The sequence below is a fragment of the Nocardiopsis sp. YSL2 genome (assembly GCF_030555055.1).
Lineage (GTDB): Bacteria > Actinomycetota > Actinomycetes > Streptosporangiales > Streptosporangiaceae > Nocardiopsis.
Window position 1 is genome coordinate 5,811,928 of the sequence record NZ_JAMOAO010000001.1, and the last position, 22,607, is coordinate 5,834,534.

Here is a 22,607-nt window from a genome sequence, read left to right on the forward strand (position 1 = left end):
GCCTGAGGGGCCGCACAGCACGACCGCAGCAGGCCCCAGACCCCGGCAACCCCACACACGACGAAGCCGCGGCCCCACACCCACCGGGACCGCGGCACACCACACCGCCTACTGCTCGCGACGCACGCGGTACAACCCGTCGATCTCCTCCGCGAACGCCCGCAGCACCGCCTCACGCCGCAACTCACCCGAAGGCTGCACCAGCCCCGACTGCGACGTGAACTCCTCCGCCAGCACATGGAACGACCGCACCGCCAGATGCCGCGGCACCGACCGGTTGGCCTCGTACACCAACCCCTGCACCTCACGCAGCAGATCACGATCCCCCGCGATCTCCTCCGGCGCCATCGACAGCGGCCGCCCGTTCACCAACCGCCAGTACTCCAACTGGTCACGCACCAACGTCACCAGCGCACTCGCGAACGGCCGCCCCTCCACGATCACCAACACCTGACTGATCAACGGATGCGCCCGCAACCGGGCCTCGAACTCCGCCACCAGCTCCGCGTCCGAGCGCTCACCCGACTCCACCGCCACCAGCTCCGGCGAAGGAGACTCCACCGCCACACGCTCCTCCACCACCGCCGGCACCACGCCCGCCCCCGACTCGGCACGCTCCACCACGGCACCCGCCGCCGAACGCGCCACGAAACGGCCCGGCACCTCGGCCATCGCCGCCTGCGGACGCAACCGGCCCCGCACACCCACGAAACCGGAGTCATCGACCTCCGCGGCCACACCCGTGGCCAACCAACCATCACGGAACGCGCTCCGCGACCCCTCTGCGTCCCCCCAGTACCCCGAGAACAACGCACCACCGCGCACGTAGGCCTCACCCTCAGGCGACACCCACAGCTCACGGTCGTCCAACACACGACCCACCGTCCCGGCCACACGGCTCCCCACCGCGTTCGCCGAGAACACACCGGCCGTCTCCGGCGTACCGAACACCTGCATCACCGGCACACCCACACCACTGAAGAACGCGTCCAACTCGTGCGACAGACCCCCACCCCAGCACACACCCAGATGCACCCGGTTGCCGAACAGCTCACGCACCCGCACGAACGACCAGCCGTACATCGACCTCGACAGCCGCCGCCACGCACCCTTCTTCGGCGACTGGTCAAAGTCCACAGCCGCCGCCACCGACGCGTTGAACGTCGCCAACGAGTCCCACCCCGTCGACTGCGCCCGCTCACGCTCCACAGCGAACACCGACTCCAACTGCGCCGCCGAACACACCAGCACCGTCGGCTTGAACGAGGCCACACGCGCCATCAGCGTCCCCGGCGCGGTCAACCCCACCCGCACCCGGCCCACCACACACGCCAACAACGACGCCAACCCCTGGATCTGCGTCAACGGCAGATCCAACAGCGCACTCGCCCGCCCCTGGTCCAACTCCGACAACCGCGGCCACATCCGGTCCACCAACGACGCCGCCGCCGTCAACAGCGCACCGTGCGAGAGCACCACACCCCGCATCGACCGCGACACCGTACTCAGCGGATACAACACCACCGCCGCGTCCTCGGGCCGCGTCTCATCACGCCGAAACCGCACCGACGTCGCGTCCATGTACGCACCCAGCGACACCAGGTCCGGCAGATCCGGCTCCAACCGCCACACACGACCCAGATCCGGCAACTCCCGCTGCAGACCGGCCACCGTGCGCAGCAGCCGTTCACCCTCCACCAGAGCCGCGGCCGGACGCGTGTGCCGCACCACCTGCACCACCCGCTCCACCGACGCCGACGGCTCCAACGGCACCACCACACCGCGCACCGACCACACCGCGAACGCGACCCGCACCCACTCCTGGTGAGAACCGGACACCACCAGCACCCGGTCGCCCTCACCCACACCGGCCGCGATCAGCCCCTTGGCCACCGACGTCACGTCCGTGGCGAACTCACCCGCCGTCCGACGCCGCCAACCATCGGCCACCGGCACCGAGAACAGTTCGGCATGCGCGTCACCGGACGCCCCCTCGTACACCAGGTCGCCCAGCCCGGACATCGCCCGAGCCCGCACACCGGGGGTGACACCAGCCTCGCCCATACCCACTCATCCTCTGCCACATCAGAAGGCGGACCGGGCACAGACCGGAGCCGCCTCAATCGGGGAATAGAGCCCTACTGTGCCCACAATCCCCTGTTCAGGCAACCCGACGCAGTCAGACGAAAACAAGGCATCGTGTGGTTATCCGACCTTCGAACGGACCGTCCACACGAACGCGAGCATCGACAACACCGACGCACCGGCCATCACCACGGCCATGCTGACCAACGACGCCTCTCCGGACGGCGTCATCCCGGCCAGAGCAGCCACACCACCACCCAGCGTGAACTGCATCGCCCCCATCAGAGCCGACGCCGTTCCCGCCACGGCCACCGGCTGACCGTCCAACGCCGTCACCGTCGAGTTGGGGAAGATGAACCCGACGCTGAACATCATCAGCGCCAACAACCCCACGGTCACCCACAACGTGGCCACACCGCTCAACGCCAGCACCAGCAGGGTCACCACCGACACCAACGCCAGGAGCAGCCCCAGCCCCAGACGCCGCAGCGTCTCCACCCGGCCCACCAGCAGACCGTTCGTCTGCGTACCCGCCATCATCCCCAGCGAGTTGATCGCGAACAGCCACGCGTACGTCTGCGGCGAGGCACCGAACTCGTTCTGCGAGACGAACGAGAAAGCCGACACGTACGTGAACAGCATCCCGAAACTCAGACCCAGCGTCAGCACCGGACCCATGAACCGCGGCTGCCGCACCAGCCCGCCCACGGTCCGGGCCAGCCGCCGCGGACCCTGCGGACGGCGCTCGTGCGCCGGAAGGCTCTCCGGCAGCCACACCAGCACCAGCACGAAGCTGATCGCCGACATCCCCGCCAGCACCCAGAAGCTCACCTGCCACGGTCCCACCAGCAGCAACTGGGCACCCGCCAACGGAGCCAGCAGCGGAGCCAGCATCATCACCAGGGCCAGACGCGAGAAGAACCGCACCGCGTCGTCACCCTTGAACAGGTCACGCACGACCGCCCGGCCGATCACCGCTCCGGCCGCACCGGCCATGCCCTGCACGAACCGCAACCCGATGAACAGGGTCACGTTCGGCACGAACACGCACAGCACCGACGTCACGGTGAACACCGCGACACCGATCAACAGCGGAGTACGCCGCCCGAAGGCGTCGCTCATCGGACCGATGACCAACTGGCCCACGGCCAGACCGAGCATCATCGCGGTCAGCGTCAGCCCGACCTGCGACTCACTCGCTCCCAACTCCTCGGTGATCTGGGGGAAGGCCGGCAGGTACATGTCGGTCGCCAACGGCCCGGTGGCCGTCAGCACCCCCAGCACCATCACCAGCAGCGCGACGGACCGCCGCGTCGGTGTCCACGCGGGGGGCGGCGCGGCCGTGCCGGGGGCGGGACCGGTGCCGGGAGGAGGCGTGGCGGGGGGTGACTTCGGGGACTGCACAGGCACTCCAGTTCGAGGAAAACGTCTACGGAAGCCGGCCTGGGAGGGTGCCCACCGGCGGGGACCACTCCCATACCAACACCCCGAGGGGGACGTTCGCCTCCCCTTTAACCCCTGGAATGGCTGTGATGTCCGTTACCCGAAGAGCGGATCAGCGGACCAACCGGTCCAGCAACCGCTCCACCTCGACCAGCGGATCCTCCGTCAACCCCCCGTGGATCGGCCCGGGCTGGACGATGGTGCTGCGCGGCGCCGTGAGCCAGCGGAACCGCTGACCAGGCCGTTCGCGACCGGCCGCACCCGCCTCGGCACCACCCCTGCACAGCGACTCCACCGCGGCCAGCGCCCGCCGCACTCCCTCGACGTCCGCCTCGGGAGCCACCGCGAGCAACCGCCGCTCGTCCAGGGCCGACCGGGCCGCCAGGAAGGCGCGTTCCTGGCAGTACACGATCACACCGGCGTTGACGCACTCGCCGCGCTCCAGCCGCGGGACGACCCGCAGCAGGGCGTACTCGAACACCGCGCGGTCGCGCTGCTCGGCGACCCGGCCCGTCGTCACCGCGTCGCTGTACCGCTGTGCCCCGCTCACGCGACCACCTCCGGCAACCAGGAGCGGTCCGCCACCCGCGTCAGGAGGTGTCGCTTGTACGCCTCCCGGACCGCGTCGGGCGCATCGAACCCGGGCTCGTTCTCCAGCCACACGTCGGGCACCAGGGCCAGGACGTCGGTGAGCAGCCCCTCGTCGACCAGGGGCGCCATCCGCGCGTCCGCGGCCGCCAGGTCGGGAGAGCAGCCCGCCATCACGTGGTCGGAGGCGTCGTAGGGGCGCAGGGCCAAGCGGTCCGCTCCCGCCCAGTTGTGGTGGAAGATCAGCGTCGCCCCGTGGTCGATGAGGTAGGGCTCGCCGTGCCACAGCAGCATGTTGGGGTTGCGCCACGAACGGTCGACGTTGCCGATGAGCGCGTCGAACCACAGCACGCGGCCGGCGAAGAGCGGGTCCACGTCACAGGCCAGGGGGTCGAAGGCCAGCGAACCCGGGAGGAAGTCCATGCCCAGGTTGAGTCCGCCGCTGGCCTTGATGAGCTCCTGGACCTCGGGGTCGGGCTCGCTGCGGCCGATCACCGGGTCCAGTTCCACCAGCGCCAACTCGGGCACGGGCAGCCCCAGGGCCCGGCCGAGCTCACCCGCGACGACCTCGGCCACGAGGGTCTTGCGACCCTGGCCCGCCCCGATGAACTTCACCACGTACATTCCCAGGTCGTCGGCCTCGACCAACCCGGGAAGCGATCCGCCTTCGCGCAACGGCAGCACGTACCGCGTCACGATCACCTTTTTCAGCACCAGGCCAGCATAGGCACCGTGCGACACGACCGGGACGAACCGCTGAGCCGAACGCTCGGGGGTGCAGGTTCCGTCACCCGTCCATCAGCACCACCAGCCTTCGGACGGCCGTTTACAGGACGCTGAACACGTTCTAGGTACCGTCCGCGGCCGGAGACGACACGCCGAAGCCGGTATCCGCGAACGTTGAGAGAGGCGGGCGGCGTAGCCGCGCGATCGTGTTGTTGGTTGTTGCTTCGACAGAAGCGGACAGCCACCTTTACGACGTAGATTTCTAAGGACGCAAGCGACAGTGGATGCCTCTCCTGGGATCCTGTGCGCCCTGCGGCCGCGTCTCGCCCCCCGCCGTCTCACCGCCGCACAAGGCCGCCCTTGCCCCGGCCCTCCCCCGGCGGACGCCTCCCCTACGACCCGCCCCTGTCCCCCGGGCGCGGACCAGGTGGCTCCCGCCATCAGACTGCTCGGTGCCGCCCCGGACGCACATTCCGGCCTGACGGGAACGCGCAGACAGAGCACCGGAGCAGGGCGGAAGTCACCGGCCGAACTCCGGATTCGAGCCGTCAGGCACCTCTACCGAAACAGCAGAACGCGGACACCGGGGTTAAGGCCTCAGCCAGGGAACCAAGGATGGCCGATTACGGCCAGGCCAGGCAACGGACAGTCACTCCTGCACTACCCTCAAAGACGAATCATTGCAAGGAGGAATGGCTTTCACCATGAAAAGAAATGAAGAGAAGAAGTTCACTCGCGACCAAAAGGCCAACTCTCCCGCCGACTCATCGAATTCTAAACAAGTGCCAAATGATCCGGCATGCCAAGAACGGGGAAGTGAAGAGAAGAAGCACAAGAGATCTGTCTACGGAATCTTACAGGAGCGCTATTTCCCGGAAGGACAGAGCGCACCACGTCGGGTTCGCCTGGGAGCGTGGTCGATATCCATCACGCTGGCCCTCCTGGGTACCCTGGCAACCTTCACCTTCGACCTGTGGTCCACGGAGGCACGACTGCGCGAGCAACAGAAGGCAGAGCGCACAGTGGACCAAGACCGCGCTCCGTTCAGCAGCTCCATCACTTACGACACCACGTCTTTCGAGTCGTTCCAAATCGTCCTGGACCGGCCCCTGACAGCCGAAGAGGGTGAGACCCTCCAGGCTACGCCGAGCTCGGAAGTCTGGGAATTCCTTCGGCCCTTGGGAGGGCGGTTGATTCCCTATACCCTCGAGACGGCACCTGCCCCTCCCACTGGCGGGGTCTGGGAAGACGGGACCGGCGGCTCCGGCACAGCCGTGTTCACCATGAACCTCCTGTCCACGCGCACCTCCCAGCTGAGCATCGTGGATATGAAACCGGTGAACATATCCTGCGAGAATCCGACGGCCGTCACCGTCGTTGACTACCCTCCGGCGGGCGCCGCCTCCTATGAGGGAGTGATCGTGGATCTCAACCACAATGATCCGATGCTGTACATCACCGATGATGGGCCCGACCAAGGGCAGCCGTACTTCAGCCGCAGGCGGATCGACCTCGGTGGTGGGCTGGAACCGGGCGGACTCAGGGTGGAGGCACAGGCAGAGGGGCGGTCCTGTGAATGGGAGCTCGAGGCACACTACCTCGACGCCCAGGAGAACACGGGCCAAGTCATCCTGCGCGATGACGAGCGGCCCTTCGTCGTCGAGGTTCCACCGCGGCAACCCGAGCAGTACTGGCTGGCAGGCTATGCGCACCACGATTCGGGGGAACGTACTTTCGTACCGTGCCACGAGACACCGGAGGACTTCAGTTGCAGTCTCGGTCTGGGACTCGAGGACGAGGACGAACTGTCACCAGAAGATGGTGCAGGACCAGGCGACCCGGAAGACGTCAAGCCTTGAGGGAGGTCTTGAGGGCGGGCGCACCCGGGCCCGCCCGTCCACGGACCGCGCCAAAGCCGTGACCGCCGCGGCGCAGCGTACGTCCTTGCCTTCGGGGAAAGGCCGAAGGCAGAGCAGGTTCTCGGTTAATCGCCTATGGCTGGGGCTCTTCCAGAACTCGACGTCCTCGACATGGTCCAAGGCCGCCTCCCCCTACGACCCGCCCCTGTCCCCGACGGGCGGTGCGCGGCCTTCGCAGCCGCAGTCCGGCCTCCCCGGGGGCCTCTCCTCATCGCGCGTTCGACACCGGCTCCTCCCCCGGCGCCGCGACCGGGCGCCCCACCCGCCGAGCACCTGGACGGCTACCCGGCCGGGCTCGCACCGGCCGACGGGGGCCGCCGTGCCTCTAGAGGTTGTCCTCCGGCTGGTCGCCCCAGCCGTCCTCGCCGTTGGTCGGACCAAGGGAGGGCACCGGCGTCGGCTCCGCGGGCTCGCCCTCGCCCTCCTCGGCCGGCTCCGACTCCTCCCCCGAGGGCTCGGTCTGCTCCATCTCCGGCTGGGTCACCGGGATCTCGGGCGGTGGGAACTGCAGCATCCACAGGTACAGGACCGAGACCAGCAGCAGGAGCACCAGCAGGACCGCCCCCAGTCCGCCGATCAGCCACCAGTTGCCCTCGCTCGCCACCACCGCGCTGTCGCGTCGGCCGACCCAGGGCGCCCACCGCACCGCGGCGCCGCCCCGGTGCCCCGCCCAGTGCGGCAGCACCACCGGGCCGCGCGCCGCGACCCGGCCGGACCGGGCGGCGCGCTCCAACAGGGAGCCGGCCCCGGCTCCGTCCCCGGCCAGCGGCACCGCGGCCCACAGCGACCCGCGGCCACGGGTCCGGGCGGCGACCACGTCGTCGGCGGCGCGCACCGCCTCGGCGAACTGCGCCCGGGCCTGGTCGTCGACTCCCGCGCCGGAGTCCAGGACCGCGATGCTCACCTGGTCGCCGGAACGGTCGCGGCCCACGTAGACCACGCCGAGCGCGGACGCCCCCATCCGGCCCTCCAGGCGGAACCGTCCGAGTTGGCGTGGATCCCCCTCGTTCAGCCCCAACGCGCGAACCGCCACGTCAAGCCCCTCTCACCGTCGCCGCCCCGTCCCCCTCGCGTGTACCCCGGCGGAACTGTTCCCAGCCTATCGGTCGCTCTCGGGCCATTTCGGGTATCACCACCCCATGGCGCCTTGCCAGTCACCTCCGTAGCGCTTGTGCCAGAGGCCGGTCCTGGCGTGGCCGTGATCAACGGGGGTCAGGGGGTCGATCAGGTTCATCGGCGTCCTGGCTCAAGGCCGCGACCTCGCACATCCCCAGCAGACCCTCGCAGTCGTGCACACCGTGTCCGGGGGACCACGGCGCGTTCCACGTGAACCGGCGCGCCAAGGGTGGGCCGGGAGTATCGCGATTCCGGTGCACCGGGTGCGGGCACACAGCGGATGTGAACGCGCCCGGGAACACCCTGGCGCGCGGGCGGACCAGCCCTTCGGGGCGGCCTGCGGAGACCTCTGGGACGCCAGGTCGGCGAAGCAGGAACCGGTTGCGGCCGTGAGGCGCGCAGCGCCACCGGGCCCGGCCGCAATCCCCTTCTTTCAGGAAAGGGAGGACGTCGAACTGGCCAATCTGCGTAGGAACGGTAGTGTCGCCACAGGCGGGTGATCACCACCATATTCGGCGTCACCGATGCAGAACGTCCAGCACGGCCACGCGCGGCCGGGGTGGACGCGCCGCAGGAACCACGAGCGCGGAGGCGGGATGCGAAAGGCCCGTCACCGCGACCACCACCCGGAAGGAGGAGGGCGCTCCCGCTCTGGCCCGCAGGGAACGCGCCCGAGAATCCATGGCAGAAACCTCACCCGGACACGGTGGCGCCCCCTCACCGGCGTCGGAGAGCACCCCGGGCGAGCCGACCCGGCTGCTGCGTGCCGCACTGCACGAGGTGTCGACGGTCATCGTCGGCCAGGAGCGGATGGTGGAGCGCTCCCTCATCGCCCTGGTCGCCCAGGGGCACTGCCTCATCGAGGGCGTGCCGGGCATCGCCAAGACGCTGGCCGTGTCCACGCTGGCCAAGGTCACCGGCGGCTCCTTCGCCCGGGTGCAGTTCACCCCGGACCTGGTGCCCTCCGACATCGTCGGCACGCGCATCTACCACCCCTCCACCGAGAAGTTCGACGTCGAGCTGGGGCCGGTCTTCGCCAACTTCGTGCTCGCCGACGAGATCAACCGGGCCCCGGCCAAGGTCCAGTCGGCCCTGCTGGAGGTCATGGCCGAGGGGCAGGTGTCCATCGGCGGCACCACTCACCCCCTCCCGACCCCGTTCATCGTCATCGCCACACAGAACCCGGTGGAGTCCGAGGGCGTCTACCCGCTCCCCGAGGCGCAGCGCGACCGCTTCCTGATGAAGGTCAACGTCGGGCACCCGCGCGCGCACGAGGAGATGGAGATCCTGCGGCGGATGAGCGGCGCGCCGCCCACCGCGCACCAGGTGCTGGACCCGGTCACCCTCAGTGAGCTGCAGTCGGACGCCGAGCGCGTGCACGTCCACCAGCTCATCGCCGACTACATCGTGCGCCTGGTGATGGCGACCCGTGAGCCGGAGAACCACCAGATGCCGGACCTGCGCCAGGTGCTGGAGGTGGGCGCCAGCCCGCGGGCCACCCTGGGCCTGGTCGCGGCGGCGCGCGCCCTGGCGCTGCTGCGCGGTCGCGACTACGTCCTGCCCGACGACGTGCGGGTCCTGGCGCACGACATCATCGCGCACCGCCTCGTCCTGACCTTCGACGCCCTGGCCGACGGCATCAGCGCCGAGCAGGTGGTCGACCGCATCCTGTCGAGTGTGCCGGCCCCGCGCGTGATCTGGGACGAACCGCCCAGCGGTGAGTCGGCCTCCTTCGCGTCGGCGAGGTAGTCCCCGTGAACATGCCCGCGATCGGTACCGATCCACGCCTGCGCGCCGCTCTGCGCCGCCTGGACCTGCGTATCGTGCACCGTCTGGACGGGCTGCTGCACGGCGAGCACCTCGGGCTGCGGCTCGGCCCCGGTTCGGAGGCGGCCGAGGCGCGCCTGTACCAGCCGGGCGAGGACGACGTGCGGCTGATGGACTGGGCGGTGACCGCGCGGACCGACACCCCGCACGTGCGCGACCTGGTGGCCGACCGCGAGCTGGAGAGCTGGACGCTGCTGGACCTGTCCCCCAGCATGGACTTCGGGACCGGTGAGCGCTCCAAGCGCGACGTGGCCGTCGGCGCGATGGTGGCCGCCAACCTGCTGACCCAGCGGGTGGGCGACCGGTTCGGCGCGCACTTCCTGCACCGGGGGAGCATCCGGCGGTGGCCCGCCCGGTCGGGCAAGGAGGCCCTGCTGGCGCTGCTGGCCACCATCGCGGCCGCGCCGACGGGCGACGAGCGCGAGCCCTCCCCTCATCGGGCGACGCTGGGCGACGCGATCGAGGACCTGGTGCGCACACGCCGGCGTCGGGGTCTGCGGGTGGTGGTCTCGGACTTCCTGGACACGCCGGCCTTCGGCGGGGAGGTCCTGTGGGAGCGGCCGCTGCGCCAGCTGGCCCAGCGGCACCAGGTCCTGGTGGTCGAGGTGGTCGACCCCCGGGAGCTGGACGTGCCCGAGATCGGTGACGTGGCCCTGCGCGACCCCCGGTCGGGGCGGGTGAAGGACGTGCGGCTGACCCGGTCCGTCCGGGAGCGCTACCAGAAGGCCGCGGCGGCCCAGCGGGAGACCGTGCGCGATGCGCTGCGCCGCTGCGGGGTACACCACTTGGTATTGCGGACAGACCGTGACTGGGTGGTGGATATCGCCAGATTCGTGATTCATCAGCGGCGCACAGCCCACCACCTGGCGAGGCACACACCGGGAGTGCCCCGATGAGCCACGGTGGACGCACGCGAGCACGACGACGGAGCGGGAGCGGCCCGCACGGAGCCGACGCACGGGGGACGAACCGATGACCTTTCTGGAACCCACGCGGCTGTGGTGGCTGCTGCTCCTGATCGTGTTGGTCGGGGCGTACGTGTTCGCTCAGCGCCAGCGACGCCAGTACACGGTGCGCTTCACCAACCTGGAGCTGTTGGACCAGGTGGCCCCGCACCGGCCGGACCTGCGCCGCCATGTCCCGGCGGCGCTGTTCACACTCACCCTGGGCGTGCTGATCGCGGCGATGGCGGTGCCCGCCATGCCGGTGGAGGCGCCCCGGGAGCGGGCGACGATCATCGTGGCGGTGGACGTGTCGCTGTCGATGGCCGCGACCGACATCGAACCCGACCGGCTGGAGGCCGCCAAGGAGTCGGCGCAGGGGTTCGTGGAGACGCTGCCGGACCGGTTCAACGTGGGGCTGGTGGCGTTCTCCTCCACAGCGACGGTGGTGTCCTCCCCCACGCAGGACCACCAGGCGGTGATCGGGTCGATCGAGAATCTGAGGCTGGGTCCGGGGACCGCGATCGGCGAGGGCGTGTTCGCGTCGCTGGAGGCGATCCGCAGCTTCGACGAGGACTCCGAGGAGGATCCGCCGCCCTCGGCGATCGTGCTGCTCTCCGACGGCGAGAACACCAGCGGGCGCGAGATCACCCGGGCCGCCGCGGCGGCGGGCGAGGAGGAGGTGCCGGTGTCGACGATCGCGTTCGGCAGCGGTGCGGCGATGATCGAGATCGACGGCTACCAGGTGCCCGCCGACATCGACAAGGACGCGCTGCGCGGTCTGGCGCAGGACACCGAGGGGCACTTCTACGAGGCGGAGAACGAGACGGAGCTGACCGAGGTCTACGAGGACATCGGGTCGTCCCTGGGGACGGAGTTCGTCCACGAGGAAATCGTCACACGGTTCGTGTTGGTGGCCATCGTGCTGTCCATGGCCACGGCGGTGACCTCACTCTTGTGGTTCCAGCGGCTTCCGTGACACCCGGGAGTGGTGGAGCCACGGGCCCACCCTCCGTATCGTGATTTTGGCCACATCCCATAAGGCGGGGTTTACACCTTTTACGTCGTCCTTACGGGTTAGCGTTGGCATGTTTTGTCCTGCCAGCCAGTTGAGGAACGATGCCGAACATACCCGCAGCGCCGATGGCGATCTGCTTCGACCTGGACGACACCCTCATCGATGACGAAGCGGCGTCGTCCACCGGACTGCGCGCGGTCATGGACCGCCTCGGACACCCCGACTTCACCGCCGCGCGCACCCTCTGGGACGTCCAGACCGAGATCTCCTTCGGTGCCTACCTCCGCGGCGACCTGAGCCTGGACCAGCAGCGCCGCGATCGGATCCGGGCCCTGGCCGTCCAGGCCGGGCACGCCGAGATCGCCGACCAGCACTGCGACGACCTCTACCGGCTCTACCTGGACGCGCACCGTTCGGGATGGCAGGCCTTCCCCGACGCCATTCCCGCCCTGCACGCGCTGCACTCCTCCGGCTACCGCCTGGCCGTGGTCACCAACGGCATCGAGGCCCTCCAGCACGCCAAGCTCCAGGCCCTGGAACTGTCCCCGTACTTCCACGCCGTGGTGTGCGCCGACACCGCCGGCTCGGGCAAGCCCGACCCAGCGATCTTCCACATGGCCGCGCAGCGGCTCGGTGTGGCCCCCTCCGACTGCTGGCACGTCGGCGACCAGATCCAGTCCGACGGCGTCGGTGCCGTCGCCGCCCGCATGCACCCGGTCATGGTCGACCGCCGCGGGCGCCAGCGCTTCGAGGGAGTGACCACCGTCGCCACCCTCGATGAGCTCCTGCGCCTGGTCGGACTCCCGAGTGTGGCCGCCACGGGCTCACTGTGACCACCGTGCCCTCGGGCGAGCCGGCCCGGCGTGTGACCGCGCACCTCGTGGTCGCGGGCCCGACCCTGCTCGGCGCGCGCGTGCTGTTCGGCCAGGATCCCGGCGACGTCGCCCGTGCCCTCGGGCGGCTGGCGCCGGACGAGCCCCTGGTCGCCCTCGACGTGCTCGGCGACGCGGTCACGGCCCCCGACGGCACTCTGCTCCAGGTGGACCGCGTCGTGTTCGCCACCACCGCGACGGTCGAGCACTGGCCCGCCGTATCGGCCTCGGTCGACCGGTCCGTGGCTCCCGCGCGGATCCTGGCGGAGGAGGAGCCCGGCCGGCGACCCCGGCTGAGCCGCCTGGCCTCCTACGGGATCGTCACCGACCCCGCCGGGCGCATCCTGCTCAGCCTGATCGCCGAGGGCTTCCCCGGCGGCGGCACCTGGCACCTCCCGGGCGGCGGTGTCGACCCGGGCGAGGACGTGCGCGGGGCCCTGCGCCGCGAGGTCCTGGAGGAGACCGCCCAGAAGGGCGTGGTCGGCCGACTGATCACCGTGGCCAGCCACCACCGCGTCCCGCCGACCGGCCCGGAGATCTACGCGGTCTGGGTGTTCTCCCACGTGCACGTCCCCCACCCGGGCGAACCCCGGGTACTGGAGGTGGACGGCTCCACGGCCGACTGCGGCTGGTTCACGCCCGAGGAAGTGGTCGATCTGCGCCTGTCCACGACCGCCAAGCGCGGCCTGGCCTACCTGGTCGCCCACACCCACTGACCCCCACGCCCAGTCGCCCGCACGGGCCCCAGGAAGTCACCCGTCCTACGCGATGCCAGGGGTGGGAGGGAGGCGATTCAGCCTGCCCCAGCCCCAGGGGGTCAATCCGGGCCGTAGCGAGGAACGAGCGGCGGCCCGAGGCGAGCACGAGTGAGGGGCCGTAGCGACGACGAAGGCCCCGGCGTGAAAGCGCCCCGAACCCCGGCGTCAGGCGACCCGGTCACGTGCCCACCACACCGCGGCGCCCAGACCCAGCACCGCCAGGCCGGTCATCCCCACCGGCAGCGGCAGGCTGCACGCCAGGACCACACACCCCACCAGGCCGACGACCGGCACGACCAGCGGCGGCCGGGTCTCGTCAGGGCCCAGGCGCAGCGCGGAGGCGTTGGTGATGGCGTAGTACACCAGCACCCCGAACGCGGAGAAGGCGATCGCCCCGCGCAGGTCGAAGAGCAGGACCAGTCCCACCACCACGGCGCCGACCACGATCTCGGCCCGGTGGGGCACCCCGTGGCGCTCGTGGACGACCGCCAGCGAGCGCGGCAGGTGGCCGTCGGCGGCCATCGCGGCCGTCGTGCGCGAGACCCCCAGCACGAGGGAGAGCAGGGCGCCCAGACTTGCCACGGCGGCGCCCGCCACCATGACCGGGACCAGGGCCGGGTATCCGGCGACCAGGACCGCGTCGACCATCGGCGCGGTGCTGGTGGAGAGCCGGTCGCGTCCGAGCACGATGAGCAGGCCGGTGCCCACCACCAGGTACAGGGCCAGGACCCCGCCCAGGGTCAGCACGATGGCGCGCGGGATGGTGGTCGCGGGGTCGCGGACCTCACCGCCCAGGGTCGCGATGCGCGCGTACCCGGCGAAGGCGAAGAAGACCATCCCGGCCGAGCCGAGCAGGCCGAAGCTTCCCGGCCAGGGCCCCAGCCCGTCCACCTGGGCGACGAGGGCCAGTCGGCCGCTGAACACCATGGCAGCGAGCGCGACCGCCAGCGCGGCCAGGACCAGGGCGACCAGGATCTTGACCACGAACGTGGAGCGGCGCACCCCCCGGTAGTTCAGGGCGGTGATCGCCACGACGGCGGCGGCCGCCACCGGGCGCTCCCATCCGGGCAGCACGTAGGCGGCGAAGGTCAGGGCCATCGCCGCGCAGGAGGCGACCTTGCCGACCACGAAGGACCATCCCGCCAGATAGCCCCACAACGCGCCCAGCCGTTCGGTGCCGTAGACGTAGGCGCCCCCGGACTGGGGGTGGCACGCGGCGAGCCGGGCCGAGGAGACCGCGTTGCAGTACGCGACGATCCCGGCGATGAGGATGGCGACCGGAAGCCAGGCGCCCGCACCGACCACGGCGGGGGCGAAGACCGAGAACACGCCCGCGCCCAGCATGGCGCCGGCGCCGATGGCGACCGCGTCGACGGTACCGAGGACCCGGGCGGGTCCGGCCTGGGGTGACGAGGTGGGCAACGGGTCTCCTTGCGTGAGTACGCCCGGCTCGCGCCGGGTGGCAACGCGCTTCTCCCGGTCCGGCACGAGAGCACAGCGGTACCTCGGACGCGGCGGCCGCCTCTCTCCCGAAGAGTTCCCGTCCCTTCTCCGACCGCCCTGCACTGGTCCCGACACGACTGCGGTCCCGGCTTCGGTGGAAGCCGGGACGCACGTCCCGCCGTCGGGGCGGGAGCCGTGTCCGACTTCCGAGTGTGCCCGATGCGGGTGACCACCGGGCCCAAACGACCCGAGGCGCGGGTGGCCACTTCCGGTCCGGCCGGTGACACCGCGCACATGATCGCGGCCCCCGGCGGTGCCGGGGGCCGCATGGCCGACGCGGTGGGTCGCGCCGGTCGCCGGTGGGTCAGGTGGGACGCCAGGGAGTGCCGGTGTTGTCGTTGATGTCCTCGGCCGCGACCTGGCGGAGCTGGCGCGAGAGGTCGGACAGGGCACGCGAGACGGCGAGCTCCTCCCCGATCTCGGGTACGTCGACATCGGCGGGGTGCTTGCGAGACATTCCGTGTCCTCGGAGCGCCGTTCCGTCGTCGGCGACCAGACCGACCTCGGCCCAGGTCCGCGCGGTGTCGCCCTCGGTCTCCTCCGCGACGACGACGTCGACGTCCCAGCGCTTCATGGTCTGCATGGCTTCCGTCCCCTCCGTGTCCGCGCCCGTGCGGCCGGGCGTGTGTTCGATGTGCGCGTCCGGCCCCGGGTAGACCAGGGCGTCGTGCCCGCCGACGGGGTCCAGCCAGTGCACCTGGTACGGCGGGGACCCGCCGTCGCCCTGGACCCCGGTGACGACGCCCGTCCGGCGGTGGGCGTCGGCACGCGGGCTCTCGACGACGAGTCGGTCTCCTACCTCTGCTCGCATGTGTTCCCCCACGAAATGGTCGGTTACCTCCATCTTCCGCACCCGGCGGCCCCAGGTCCGGGGTCTTGGAGATTTCGTATCCGGCAGGTGGAGAGGTTTTTGCCCGGCCGGAGCGGGGAGCGCCTCCTGGTAGCGTCACGGCGTGGCCCAGCACTACTTCGACTCCGCTCCCGACGCCGCCAGCCGGCCCTCCACCGCCGACCTGGTCCTACCCGACCTGCACCTTCGGCTGCACACCGACCGCGGTGTGTTCTCGCCCGACAAGGTCGACCTGGGCACGCGCGTGCTGTTGGAGACCGTGCCGGCGCCCCCGTCCCAGGGGCGCCTGCTGGACCTGGGCTGCGGCTACGGGCCCATCGCGCTGACGATGGCCTCCCGCGCCCCGCGGGCGCGGGTGCTCGGTGTGGACGTCAACGCGCGAGCCGTGGGGCTGGCGCGGCGCAACGCCGCCGAGTACGGGCTCGCGCACGCCCGGTTCGCGGTCGTCTCCACCGAGGGCCGTCCCACGGCCGGGCCGGAGGAGGCCGGGCCGGAAGGGGCCGAGCCCGCCGCCGGGGAGCTGGAGGGGCCCTTCGACGCGGTCTGGTCCAATCCGCCCATCCGCGTGGGCAAGGGCGTGCTGCACTCGATGCTGCGCACCTGGCTGGGCCGGCTCACCCCGGAGGGGACGGCCCACCTGGTGGTCCAGCGCCACCTGGGCGCGGACTCGCTCCAGAAGTGGCTGGACGCCCAGGGCCTGCCGGCCGAGCGCGTCGCCTCGCGGGCGGGATACCGCGTCCTGGCGGTACGCCGCGCGAGGTGACCCGCGCGTCCGTCCCGCGCTGAGGCTTCCATCCGCACAGGTGTGCCCGGTCCCCGCGTGCGAGGCGCGCGGCCGACCAGTATCCTGTTGCGAACACCGACCCCGGGGCCGCCCGGGGCTGACCCGCTGAGGAACACACCGCAGTTGAGCACGCAGTTGCGTCCCACCGACGTCAAACGCCTGAACCGCCAGTGGCGCAGGCGCACCGAGGGTCGTCTGGCCCTTCTGGTGGAGTCCGTCACCCAGCCGTACAACCTGGGCTCGATCCTGCGTACCTGCGCGACCTTCGGCGTCGACCGGCTCTGGCTCACCGGTAACAGCGCCGACCCCGACGATCCCAAGGTCGGCAAGACCGCGCTGGGCACCGGCGCGAAGGTGGCGCACACGCGCACCGCCTCCACCGCCGACGCCCTGTCCGCGGCGCGCGGCGAGGGATTCAAGGTCGTCGCGGTGGAACTGGCCTCCGGCGCGGTGCCGCTGCACGCCGCCCCGCTGGAGCCGGACGTGTGTCTGGCCGTGGGAGCCGAGGACCACGGCTGCTCCCCGGCCCTGTTGTCCGGCGCGGACGCGGTGACCTACATTCCGCAGATCGGCCGGGTCGGATCGCTGAACGTGGCCGTGGCCACCGCGATCGCGCTCGCCGAGGCCCGTCGGCGCGAATGGGCGGTCTTCGGCGCGGAGGCCGACGCGCCCGTCGGGCGCTGAGCGGGAACTTTTCGCCCGCCCTCCAGCGTCTTTTCTGACACCTGGACCACTTCGATCACATCAACAACGCGCACATGCGCAGAGAGAGGAACAGTGGACCCGTCCCGAAGTACCAACAGCATCCCGCAGGGATGCTGTGACCCTGACTCCGACGAGCCCCCTTCTCCCAGGGGCGCGCACCTGATCGGCACTCCCGCCGCTAGGCGGGGCGAGGCGGTGCGTGCCCGATGAGCACCGTTCTCAGTATCGCCTTCGGGGCACTGGTGGTCTTCGTGATCACCGCGGCGACGGGCTACTTCGTCGCCCAGGAATTCGGCTACATGGCCGTGGACCGTTCGCGTCTGCGCGCCAGGGCCGCGGCCGGGGACGCGGGGGCCGTACGGACCCTGCGGATCACGGACCGCACGTCGTTCATGCTCTCCGGCGCCCAGTTGGGCATCACCGTGACGGGTCTTCTGGTCGGTTACGTGGCCGAGCCGATGATCGGACAGGGTGTGGGTGAGCTCCTCGGCGGTGTGGGGGTCCCCACAGGGACCGGCGTGGCCGTCGGTACCGTCCTCGCGCTGCTGTTCTCGACCATCGTGCAGATGGTCTTCGGTGAGCTCTTCCCCAAGAACCTGGCGATCGCGCGGCCCGAACCCGTGGCCCGCGCCCTGTCACTGTCCACGGGGATCTACCTGAGGATCTTCGGCCCGCTCATCTGGCTGTTCGACCAGGCGGCGATCCTGCTGCTCAAGGCGGTGCGGATCGAACCGGTCGAGGACGTCCAGCACGCGGCCACGCCGCGTGACCTGGAGAGCATCATCGCCGAGTCCCGCGAGAGCGGGGACCTGCCGGCGGAGCTGTCCACCCTGTTGGACCGCACCCTGGACTTCCACGACCGCACGGCCGGGCACGCGATGATCCCGCGCCCCGAGGTGACGACCGTGGAGGAGGGCGATCCGGTCAGCCGGGTCGTGGAACTGATGGCCTCGGACCACTCCCGCTTCCCGGTCCTGGGTGACGGGGTGGACGACATCGTGGGCGTGATCTGCCTGCGCGACGTCCTGGCGCTGGGCGACCGGGACCTGTCGGGTGTCCGGGTCAGCGAGGTGGCGCGTGCGACCGTCATGGTCCCGGCGTCCCTTCCGCTCCCGGCCGTGCTGCGGCAGCTGCGCGAGGCGGGAGAGGAGTTCGCCTGTGTGGTGGACGAGTACGGCGGCCTGGCCGGCGTCGTCACGACCGAGGACCTGGCCGAGGAGCTGGTCGGCGAGATCGCCGACGAGCACACCCTGGACGAGGACTCGCCGTCCCACCTGGACGGCGAGGGCACGTACCTGGTGCCGGGCGGGCTGCACATCGACGAAGTGGAGCGCCTGATCGGCCACGACCTGCCCTCGGGCGACTACGAGACGCTGGGCGGTCTGGTCATCCACGAACTGCACCGGCTGCCCGAGCCGGGCGACCGGGTCGAAGTCGACCTGCACCGTCCGCCCAGCGCCCACGACGAGGACCCGGACATGGCGTTGACGCTGGTGGTCAACACGGTCCAGCGGCACGTGCCGCACACGGTCGAGCTGCGGCTGCGTGAGCGCGCCGAGGACGAGTCCCGGGAGGTGCGGGCATGAGTGACATGAACGTGTGGCTGGCCCTGGCGGTGACCGCGGGGATCATCCTGCTGAGCGCCTTCTTCGTGGCCATCGAGTTCGCGCTGGTGGCGGCACGCCGCTACCGGCTGGAGGCGGCCGCGGAGACGAGTGCGTCGGCGCGCGCGGCGCTGCGCAGTGCGCGGGACCTGTCGCTGCTGCTGGCGGGTTCGCAGCTGGGCATCACGCTGTGCACGCTGGCGCTGGGCGCGATCTCCAAGCCGGCGGTGCACCACCTGCTGGAGCCCCTGTTCGAGGGGCTGCCGCACGCGGTGGCCTCGGTGCTGTCGTTCGTGCTGGCCCTGGTGGTCGTGACGTTCCTGCACCTGGTCGTGGGTGAGATGGCCCCGAAGTCCTGGGCGATCTCACACCCCGAGAAGTCCGCGACGCTGCTGGCAATCCCGATGCGGGCGTTCATGTGGTTCACGCGGCCCGTGCTGCTCATGCTCAACGGCATGGCCAACTGGACGCTGCACCGCGTGGGTGTGGAGGCCGTGGACGAGGTGTCGGCCGGGCACGGCCCGGACGACGTGCGCGAGCTGGTGGAGCACTCGGCCAAGGCGGGAGCGCTGGACTCCGAGCGCCGCGACCAGCTGGCCACCGCTCTGGAGGTGAACTCGCGTCCGGTGAGCGAGATCGTCACTCCGCGCGAGGACATCGCGTCGGTCTCGCCCGACGACGGGCTGGAGGAGATCAAGCGGGTCTCGCGGGAGTCCACGCACCTGCGTCTGGTGGTGATGGACCAGGGCGAGCCGGTGGGCGTGCTGCACGTGCGCGAGGCGCTGACGAGTCCGGCGGGCACGACCGCGGCCGATCTGATGCGTCCGGTGCTCACCCTGCCCGCGGACACGCCGATGTACGCGGCGATGGGCATCATGCGCGAGAGCCGCAGCCACCTGTCGCTGGTGGAGGACGACGGTCTGATGGGCCTGGTCACGCTCCAGGACGTGCTGGACCAGCTCCTGCTCCTGGAGGCCGCCGCTTAGACGGGGCGCCACCGACCATGACGGACGGCCGCCCCGGGCACTGTGCCCGGGGCGGCCGTCCGTTGCTGCGTCAGGAGGTCGTGACCGACAGGTTGACGTCGATGTTGCCGCGGGTGGCGCGGGAGTAGGGGCACACCTGGTGGGCGGCGTTCACCAGCTCCTCGGCCTTGGCCTGGTCCTGGCCGACGATGGTGACGGCCAGGTCGACGACCAGGGCGAGGCCGTCCTCGGACTTGCCCAGGGAGACCTTGGAGTCGACCGTGGAGCCGTCGATCTTGGTCTTGGACTCGCGGGCGACCTTCTTCAGGGCGCCGTGGAAGCAGGCGGCGTAACCGACGGCGAAGAGCTGCTCGGGGTTGGTGCCGGGGCCGTCGTCGCCGCCCAGGCCCTTGGGCACGGAGAGGTCGACGGACAGGCGGCCGTCGTCGGTCTTGCCGGATCCGGAGCGGCCCTCTCCGGTGACGCTGGCGTTGGCGGTGTAGAAGATGTCGACGGACATGTGTTCCTTTCGTGGCCCGCGGACGGGCGGTTGTGTGGTTCGGCTGGTCGGTCGTTGCGGCGGGCCGAGTGCCTCAGCCGGAGTGTCGGCGCCCGGCCGACTCCACCGAGTGGGTGACCTCGTCCAGGGCCGTGCGGAGTTCCCCCGCCCGGCCCGGGGACAGGCCCGCGGTGCACAGGAGCCGTTCGGGGATGCCCTGGGCACGGGAGCTCAGGGCGCTGCCGGCCTCGGTCGCGCTCACCCGGACGACGCGTTCGTCGTCGGAGTCGCGCTCGCGCGTGAGGAGTCCCGCCTGCTCCATCCGGCGCAGCAGGGGCGAGAGCGTGCCGGAGTCCAGGTGCAGGGCGTGGCTGAGGTCCTTGACCGTGAGGCTGTCGCGCTCCCAGAGCACGAGCATGACCAGGTACTGCGGATAGGTCAGGCCCAGGTCGTGCAGCAGGTCCCGGTAGAGCCCCGTCAGGGCGCGCGAGGCCGCGTAGAGCGAGAAGCACAGCTGGTTGTCCAGAGCGAGGGGATCGCCCTCGTCGGTGTCGGCCACGGTGCCCCTCCCCGCGTCGTCGGTTCGACCCTCGAACACGCATGACGCTACCAGCATTAGTTGCCCACAACAAGGTTGGGCACAATATTTATTGGGCGCAGGTCCCCGCGCCCGTGGGCACGGGGACCGCGGGGGCTCAGAGGAACCGCACGCCCTGGGCGAGAGGGAGCTCTCCGCCGTAGTTGACGGTGTTCGTGGCCCGGCGCATGTAGGCCTTCCACGAGTCCGAGCCGGACTCGCGTCCGCCGCCGGTGTCCTTCTCACCGCCGAAGGCGCCGCCGATCTCCGCGCCGGAGGTGCCGATGTTGACGTTGACGATCCCGCAGTCCGAACCGGCCGAGGACAGGAACCGCTCGGCCTCGGCCTGGTCCTGGGTGAAGATCGACGACGACAGGCCCTGGGGCACGCCGTTGTGCAGCTCCACGGCCTCCTCGAAGGTCCGGTAGGACAGCACGTACAGGATCGGTGCGAAGGTCTCCTCCCGCACGATCTCGGTCTGGGACGGCATCCGGACGACGGCCGGCTCGACGTAGTAGGCGTCCTCGGCCTCGCTCTCCAGGCGTCGGCCACCGCCCACCAGGACCTCGCCCCCGTCGGCCTCGGCCCGCGAGAGCGCGTCGCGCATCGCGGAGTACCCGCGTTCGGACACCAGCGGCCCCACGAGCGTCTCGTCGTCGAAGGGGTCCCCCACGCGGTCGCGGAGCTGCTTGTAGGCGTCCACGATCTTGTCCGTGACCTCATCGACCACGGACTCGTGCACGATCATGCGGCGCAGCGTCGTGCAGCGCTGGCCCGCCGTCCCCGCGGCGGAGAACACGCTGCCGCGCACGACCAGGTCCAGGTCGGCCGAGGGAGCGACGACCGCCGCGTTGTTGCCGCCCAGCTCCAGCAGGCAGCGCCCCATGCGCGCGGCCACCTTCGGGGCCACGGCCTTGCCCATGGCCACCGAGCCGGTGGCCGACAGCAGCGCCACGCGGTCGTCCTCGACCAGGGCCCCGCCGACCTCGCGCCCGCCCAGGACCACGCGGTGGACGTCGGACGGCGCGCCGACGTCGGCGGCGGCGCGCATCAGCAGGCCGTGGCAGGCCAGCGCGGTGAGCGGAGTCGCGTCCGAGGGCTTCCACACCACGGTGTTGCCGCACACCAGCGCCACACAGGTGTTCCACGACCACACGGCGACGGGGAAGTTGAAGGCGGTGATGACGCCGACCACGCCCAGCGGGTGCCAGGTCTCCATCAGCCGGTGCCCGGGGCGCTCGGAGGGCATCGTGCGCCCGTAGAGCTGCCGTGACAGGCCCACGGCCAGGTCGCAGATGTCGATCATCTCCTGGACCTCGCCCAGGGCCTCGGAGTGGATCTTGCCGGCCTCCACGGTCACCAGGGCCGCCAGATCGTCCTTGTGCTCGCGCAGCAGCTCGCCGAGCCGGTGGACGAGGCGCCCGCGCTCGGGGGCGGGGGTGTCGCGCCAGGCGGTGGCGAAGGTGTCCCGGGCCGCGGTGACGGCTCTTCCGGCGGAGGCCGGGGTGTCGAACTCGACGGGGAAGAGGATCTGCCCGGTCAGGGGTGTGCGCGCCACGCCGGCCGCGCCGACGGGTTCGCGCAGGCGCTCGACCCCGCACCGCGCCAGAGCGGTGCGCGCGCGCTCGGCGAGGTCCCGGGTGTCGGGGAGGGCAGCGGTGTCCATGAGTATCTCTCTCCGTTGAGAGGGCAGCGGTCACTACACACCCTGCCAAGTCCGCCGCCCCCGGTCCAGCCCCGGTGTCAGGTTCGGCGACTCGCCCCGCTCCCCCTGCGACGGCGGACTTTCCGGAACGTTAGACTCACCGGGCCCCCAGGGGCGCATCC

At 70.9% G+C, this 22,607-nt stretch carries 20 protein-coding genes; 10 read left to right on the plus strand and 10 right to left on the minus strand.

What is annotated here, in order from left to right:
• Positions 1 to 108: 108 nt before the first annotated feature.
• From M1P99_RS25750 to M1P99_RS25765, 4 genes are all read right to left on the minus strand, one after another.
• Positions 109 to 2,064 (minus strand): AMP-binding protein, encoded by a 1,956-nt coding sequence (locus tag M1P99_RS25750; protein ID WP_304455166.1) that lies wholly within the window; start codon positions 2,062 to 2,064, stop codon positions 109 to 111.
• 141 nt (positions 2,065 to 2,205) lie between these two features.
• Positions 2,206 to 3,372: a multidrug effflux MFS transporter gene (locus tag M1P99_RS25755; protein WP_304455832.1), complete on the minus strand. Its 1,167-nt coding sequence runs from the start codon at positions 3,370 to 3,372 to the stop codon at positions 2,206 to 2,208.
• Positions 3,373 to 3,640: 268 nt separating this feature from the next.
• Positions 3,641 to 4,078 (minus strand): DUF3037 domain-containing protein, encoded by a 438-nt coding sequence (locus M1P99_RS25760; RefSeq protein ID WP_304455167.1) that lies wholly within the window; start codon positions 4,076 to 4,078, stop codon positions 3,641 to 3,643.
• Positions 4,075 to 4,830, minus strand: coding sequence for a HipA family kinase (locus M1P99_RS25765; protein ID WP_304455168.1), 756 nt, complete (start codon positions 4,828 to 4,830; stop codon positions 4,075 to 4,077). Before M1P99_RS25765 ends, M1P99_RS25760 begins: the two co-directional genes overlap by 4 nt.
• Before the next feature lie 704 nt (positions 4,831 to 5,534).
• Here M1P99_RS25765 and M1P99_RS25770 point away from each other — a divergent pair.
• The gene (locus M1P99_RS25770) at positions 5,535 to 6,701 is read left to right on the plus strand and encodes a hypothetical protein (RefSeq protein WP_304455169.1); all 1,167 of its coding nucleotides are present in this window, start codon (positions 5,535 to 5,537) and stop codon (positions 6,699 to 6,701) included.
• 385 nt (positions 6,702 to 7,086) lie between these two features.
• On the opposite strand, the gene M1P99_RS25775 is transcribed toward M1P99_RS25770, so the two are convergent.
• Complete coding sequence (locus tag M1P99_RS25775; protein WP_304455170.1) at positions 7,087 to 7,794, minus strand: hypothetical protein; 708 nt, start codon at positions 7,792 to 7,794, stop codon at positions 7,087 to 7,089.
• A gap of 764 nt (positions 7,795 to 8,558) precedes the next feature.
• On the opposite strand from M1P99_RS25775, the gene M1P99_RS25780 reads away from it, so the two are divergent.
• The 5 genes from M1P99_RS25780 to M1P99_RS25800 all read left to right on the plus strand — a co-directional run bounded on the left by M1P99_RS25780 (position 8,559) and on the right by M1P99_RS25800 (position 13,251).
• Positions 8,559 to 9,626, plus strand: a complete 1,068-nt coding sequence (locus M1P99_RS25780; RefSeq protein WP_304455171.1) for a MoxR family ATPase — start codon at positions 8,559 to 8,561, stop codon at positions 9,624 to 9,626.
• Between the two features lie 5 nt (positions 9,627 to 9,631).
• Complete coding sequence (locus tag M1P99_RS25785; RefSeq protein WP_304455172.1) at positions 9,632 to 10,600, plus strand: DUF58 domain-containing protein; 969 nt, start codon at positions 9,632 to 9,634, stop codon at positions 10,598 to 10,600.
• A 76-nt stretch (positions 10,601 to 10,676) separates the two neighbouring features.
• Complete coding sequence (locus M1P99_RS25790; protein ID WP_304455173.1) at positions 10,677 to 11,624, plus strand: VWA domain-containing protein; 948 nt, start codon at positions 10,677 to 10,679, stop codon at positions 11,622 to 11,624.
• Positions 11,625 to 11,764: 140 nt separating this feature from the next.
• On the plus strand, positions 11,765 to 12,496 hold the full coding sequence (locus M1P99_RS25795) for an HAD family hydrolase (protein ID WP_304455174.1): 732 nt from the start codon (positions 11,765 to 11,767) through the stop codon (positions 12,494 to 12,496).
• Positions 12,493 to 13,251, plus strand: a complete 759-nt coding sequence (locus tag M1P99_RS25800) for an NUDIX hydrolase (RefSeq protein WP_304455175.1) — start codon at positions 12,493 to 12,495, stop codon at positions 13,249 to 13,251. The genes M1P99_RS25795 and M1P99_RS25800 overlap by 4 nt, the downstream gene beginning before the upstream one ends.
• A 207-nt stretch (positions 13,252 to 13,458) precedes the next feature.
• Here the strand turns inward: M1P99_RS25800 and M1P99_RS25805 are convergent, their stop codons facing one another.
• On the minus strand, positions 13,459 to 14,715 hold the full coding sequence (locus M1P99_RS25805) for an APC family permease (protein WP_304455176.1): 1,257 nt from the start codon (positions 14,713 to 14,715) through the stop codon (positions 13,459 to 13,461).
• Between the two features lie 385 nt (positions 14,716 to 15,100).
• The gene (locus tag M1P99_RS25810; RefSeq protein ID WP_304455177.1) at positions 15,101 to 15,607 is read right to left on the minus strand and encodes a dsRBD fold-containing protein; all 507 of its coding nucleotides are present in this window, start codon (positions 15,605 to 15,607) and stop codon (positions 15,101 to 15,103) included.
• A gap of 142 nt (positions 15,608 to 15,749) precedes the next feature.
• On the opposite strand from M1P99_RS25810, the gene M1P99_RS25815 reads away from it, so the two are divergent.
• The 4 genes from M1P99_RS25815 to M1P99_RS25830 all read left to right on the plus strand — a co-directional run bounded on the left by M1P99_RS25815 (position 15,750) and on the right by M1P99_RS25830 (position 19,725).
• On the plus strand, positions 15,750 to 16,409 hold the full coding sequence (locus M1P99_RS25815; RefSeq protein WP_304455178.1) for a class I SAM-dependent methyltransferase: 660 nt from the start codon (positions 15,750 to 15,752) through the stop codon (positions 16,407 to 16,409).
• A gap of 144 nt (positions 16,410 to 16,553) precedes the next feature.
• Positions 16,554 to 17,114, plus strand: coding sequence for a TrmH family RNA methyltransferase (locus M1P99_RS25820; protein ID WP_304455179.1), 561 nt, complete (start codon positions 16,554 to 16,556; stop codon positions 17,112 to 17,114).
• Between the two features lie 227 nt (positions 17,115 to 17,341).
• Positions 17,342 to 18,721 carry a hemolysin family protein gene (locus M1P99_RS25825; protein WP_304455180.1) on the plus strand — a complete coding sequence of 460 codons (1,380 nt, stop codon included), beginning with the start codon at positions 17,342 to 17,344 and terminating at the stop codon, positions 18,719 to 18,721.
• Positions 18,718 to 19,725, plus strand: a complete 1,008-nt coding sequence (locus M1P99_RS25830) for a hemolysin family protein (protein ID WP_304455181.1) — start codon at positions 18,718 to 18,720, stop codon at positions 19,723 to 19,725. The genes M1P99_RS25825 and M1P99_RS25830 overlap by 4 nt, the downstream gene beginning before the upstream one ends.
• Before the next feature lie 70 nt (positions 19,726 to 19,795).
• Here the strand turns inward: M1P99_RS25830 and M1P99_RS25835 are convergent, their stop codons facing one another.
• From M1P99_RS25835 to M1P99_RS25845, 3 genes are all read right to left on the minus strand, one after another.
• Complete coding sequence (locus M1P99_RS25835; RefSeq protein WP_304455182.1) at positions 19,796 to 20,224, minus strand: organic hydroperoxide resistance protein; 429 nt, start codon at positions 20,222 to 20,224, stop codon at positions 19,796 to 19,798.
• Positions 20,225 to 20,297: 73 nt separating this feature from the next.
• Entirely contained in the window at positions 20,298 to 20,762 is a 465-nt protein-coding gene (locus M1P99_RS25840; protein ID WP_304455183.1) for a MarR family winged helix-turn-helix transcriptional regulator, read from the minus strand.
• A gap of 136 nt (positions 20,763 to 20,898) precedes the next feature.
• Positions 20,899 to 22,446, minus strand: a complete 1,548-nt coding sequence (locus M1P99_RS25845) for an aldehyde dehydrogenase family protein (RefSeq protein WP_304455184.1) — start codon at positions 22,444 to 22,446, stop codon at positions 20,899 to 20,901.
• Between the last annotated feature and the right edge of the window lie 161 nt (positions 22,447 to 22,607).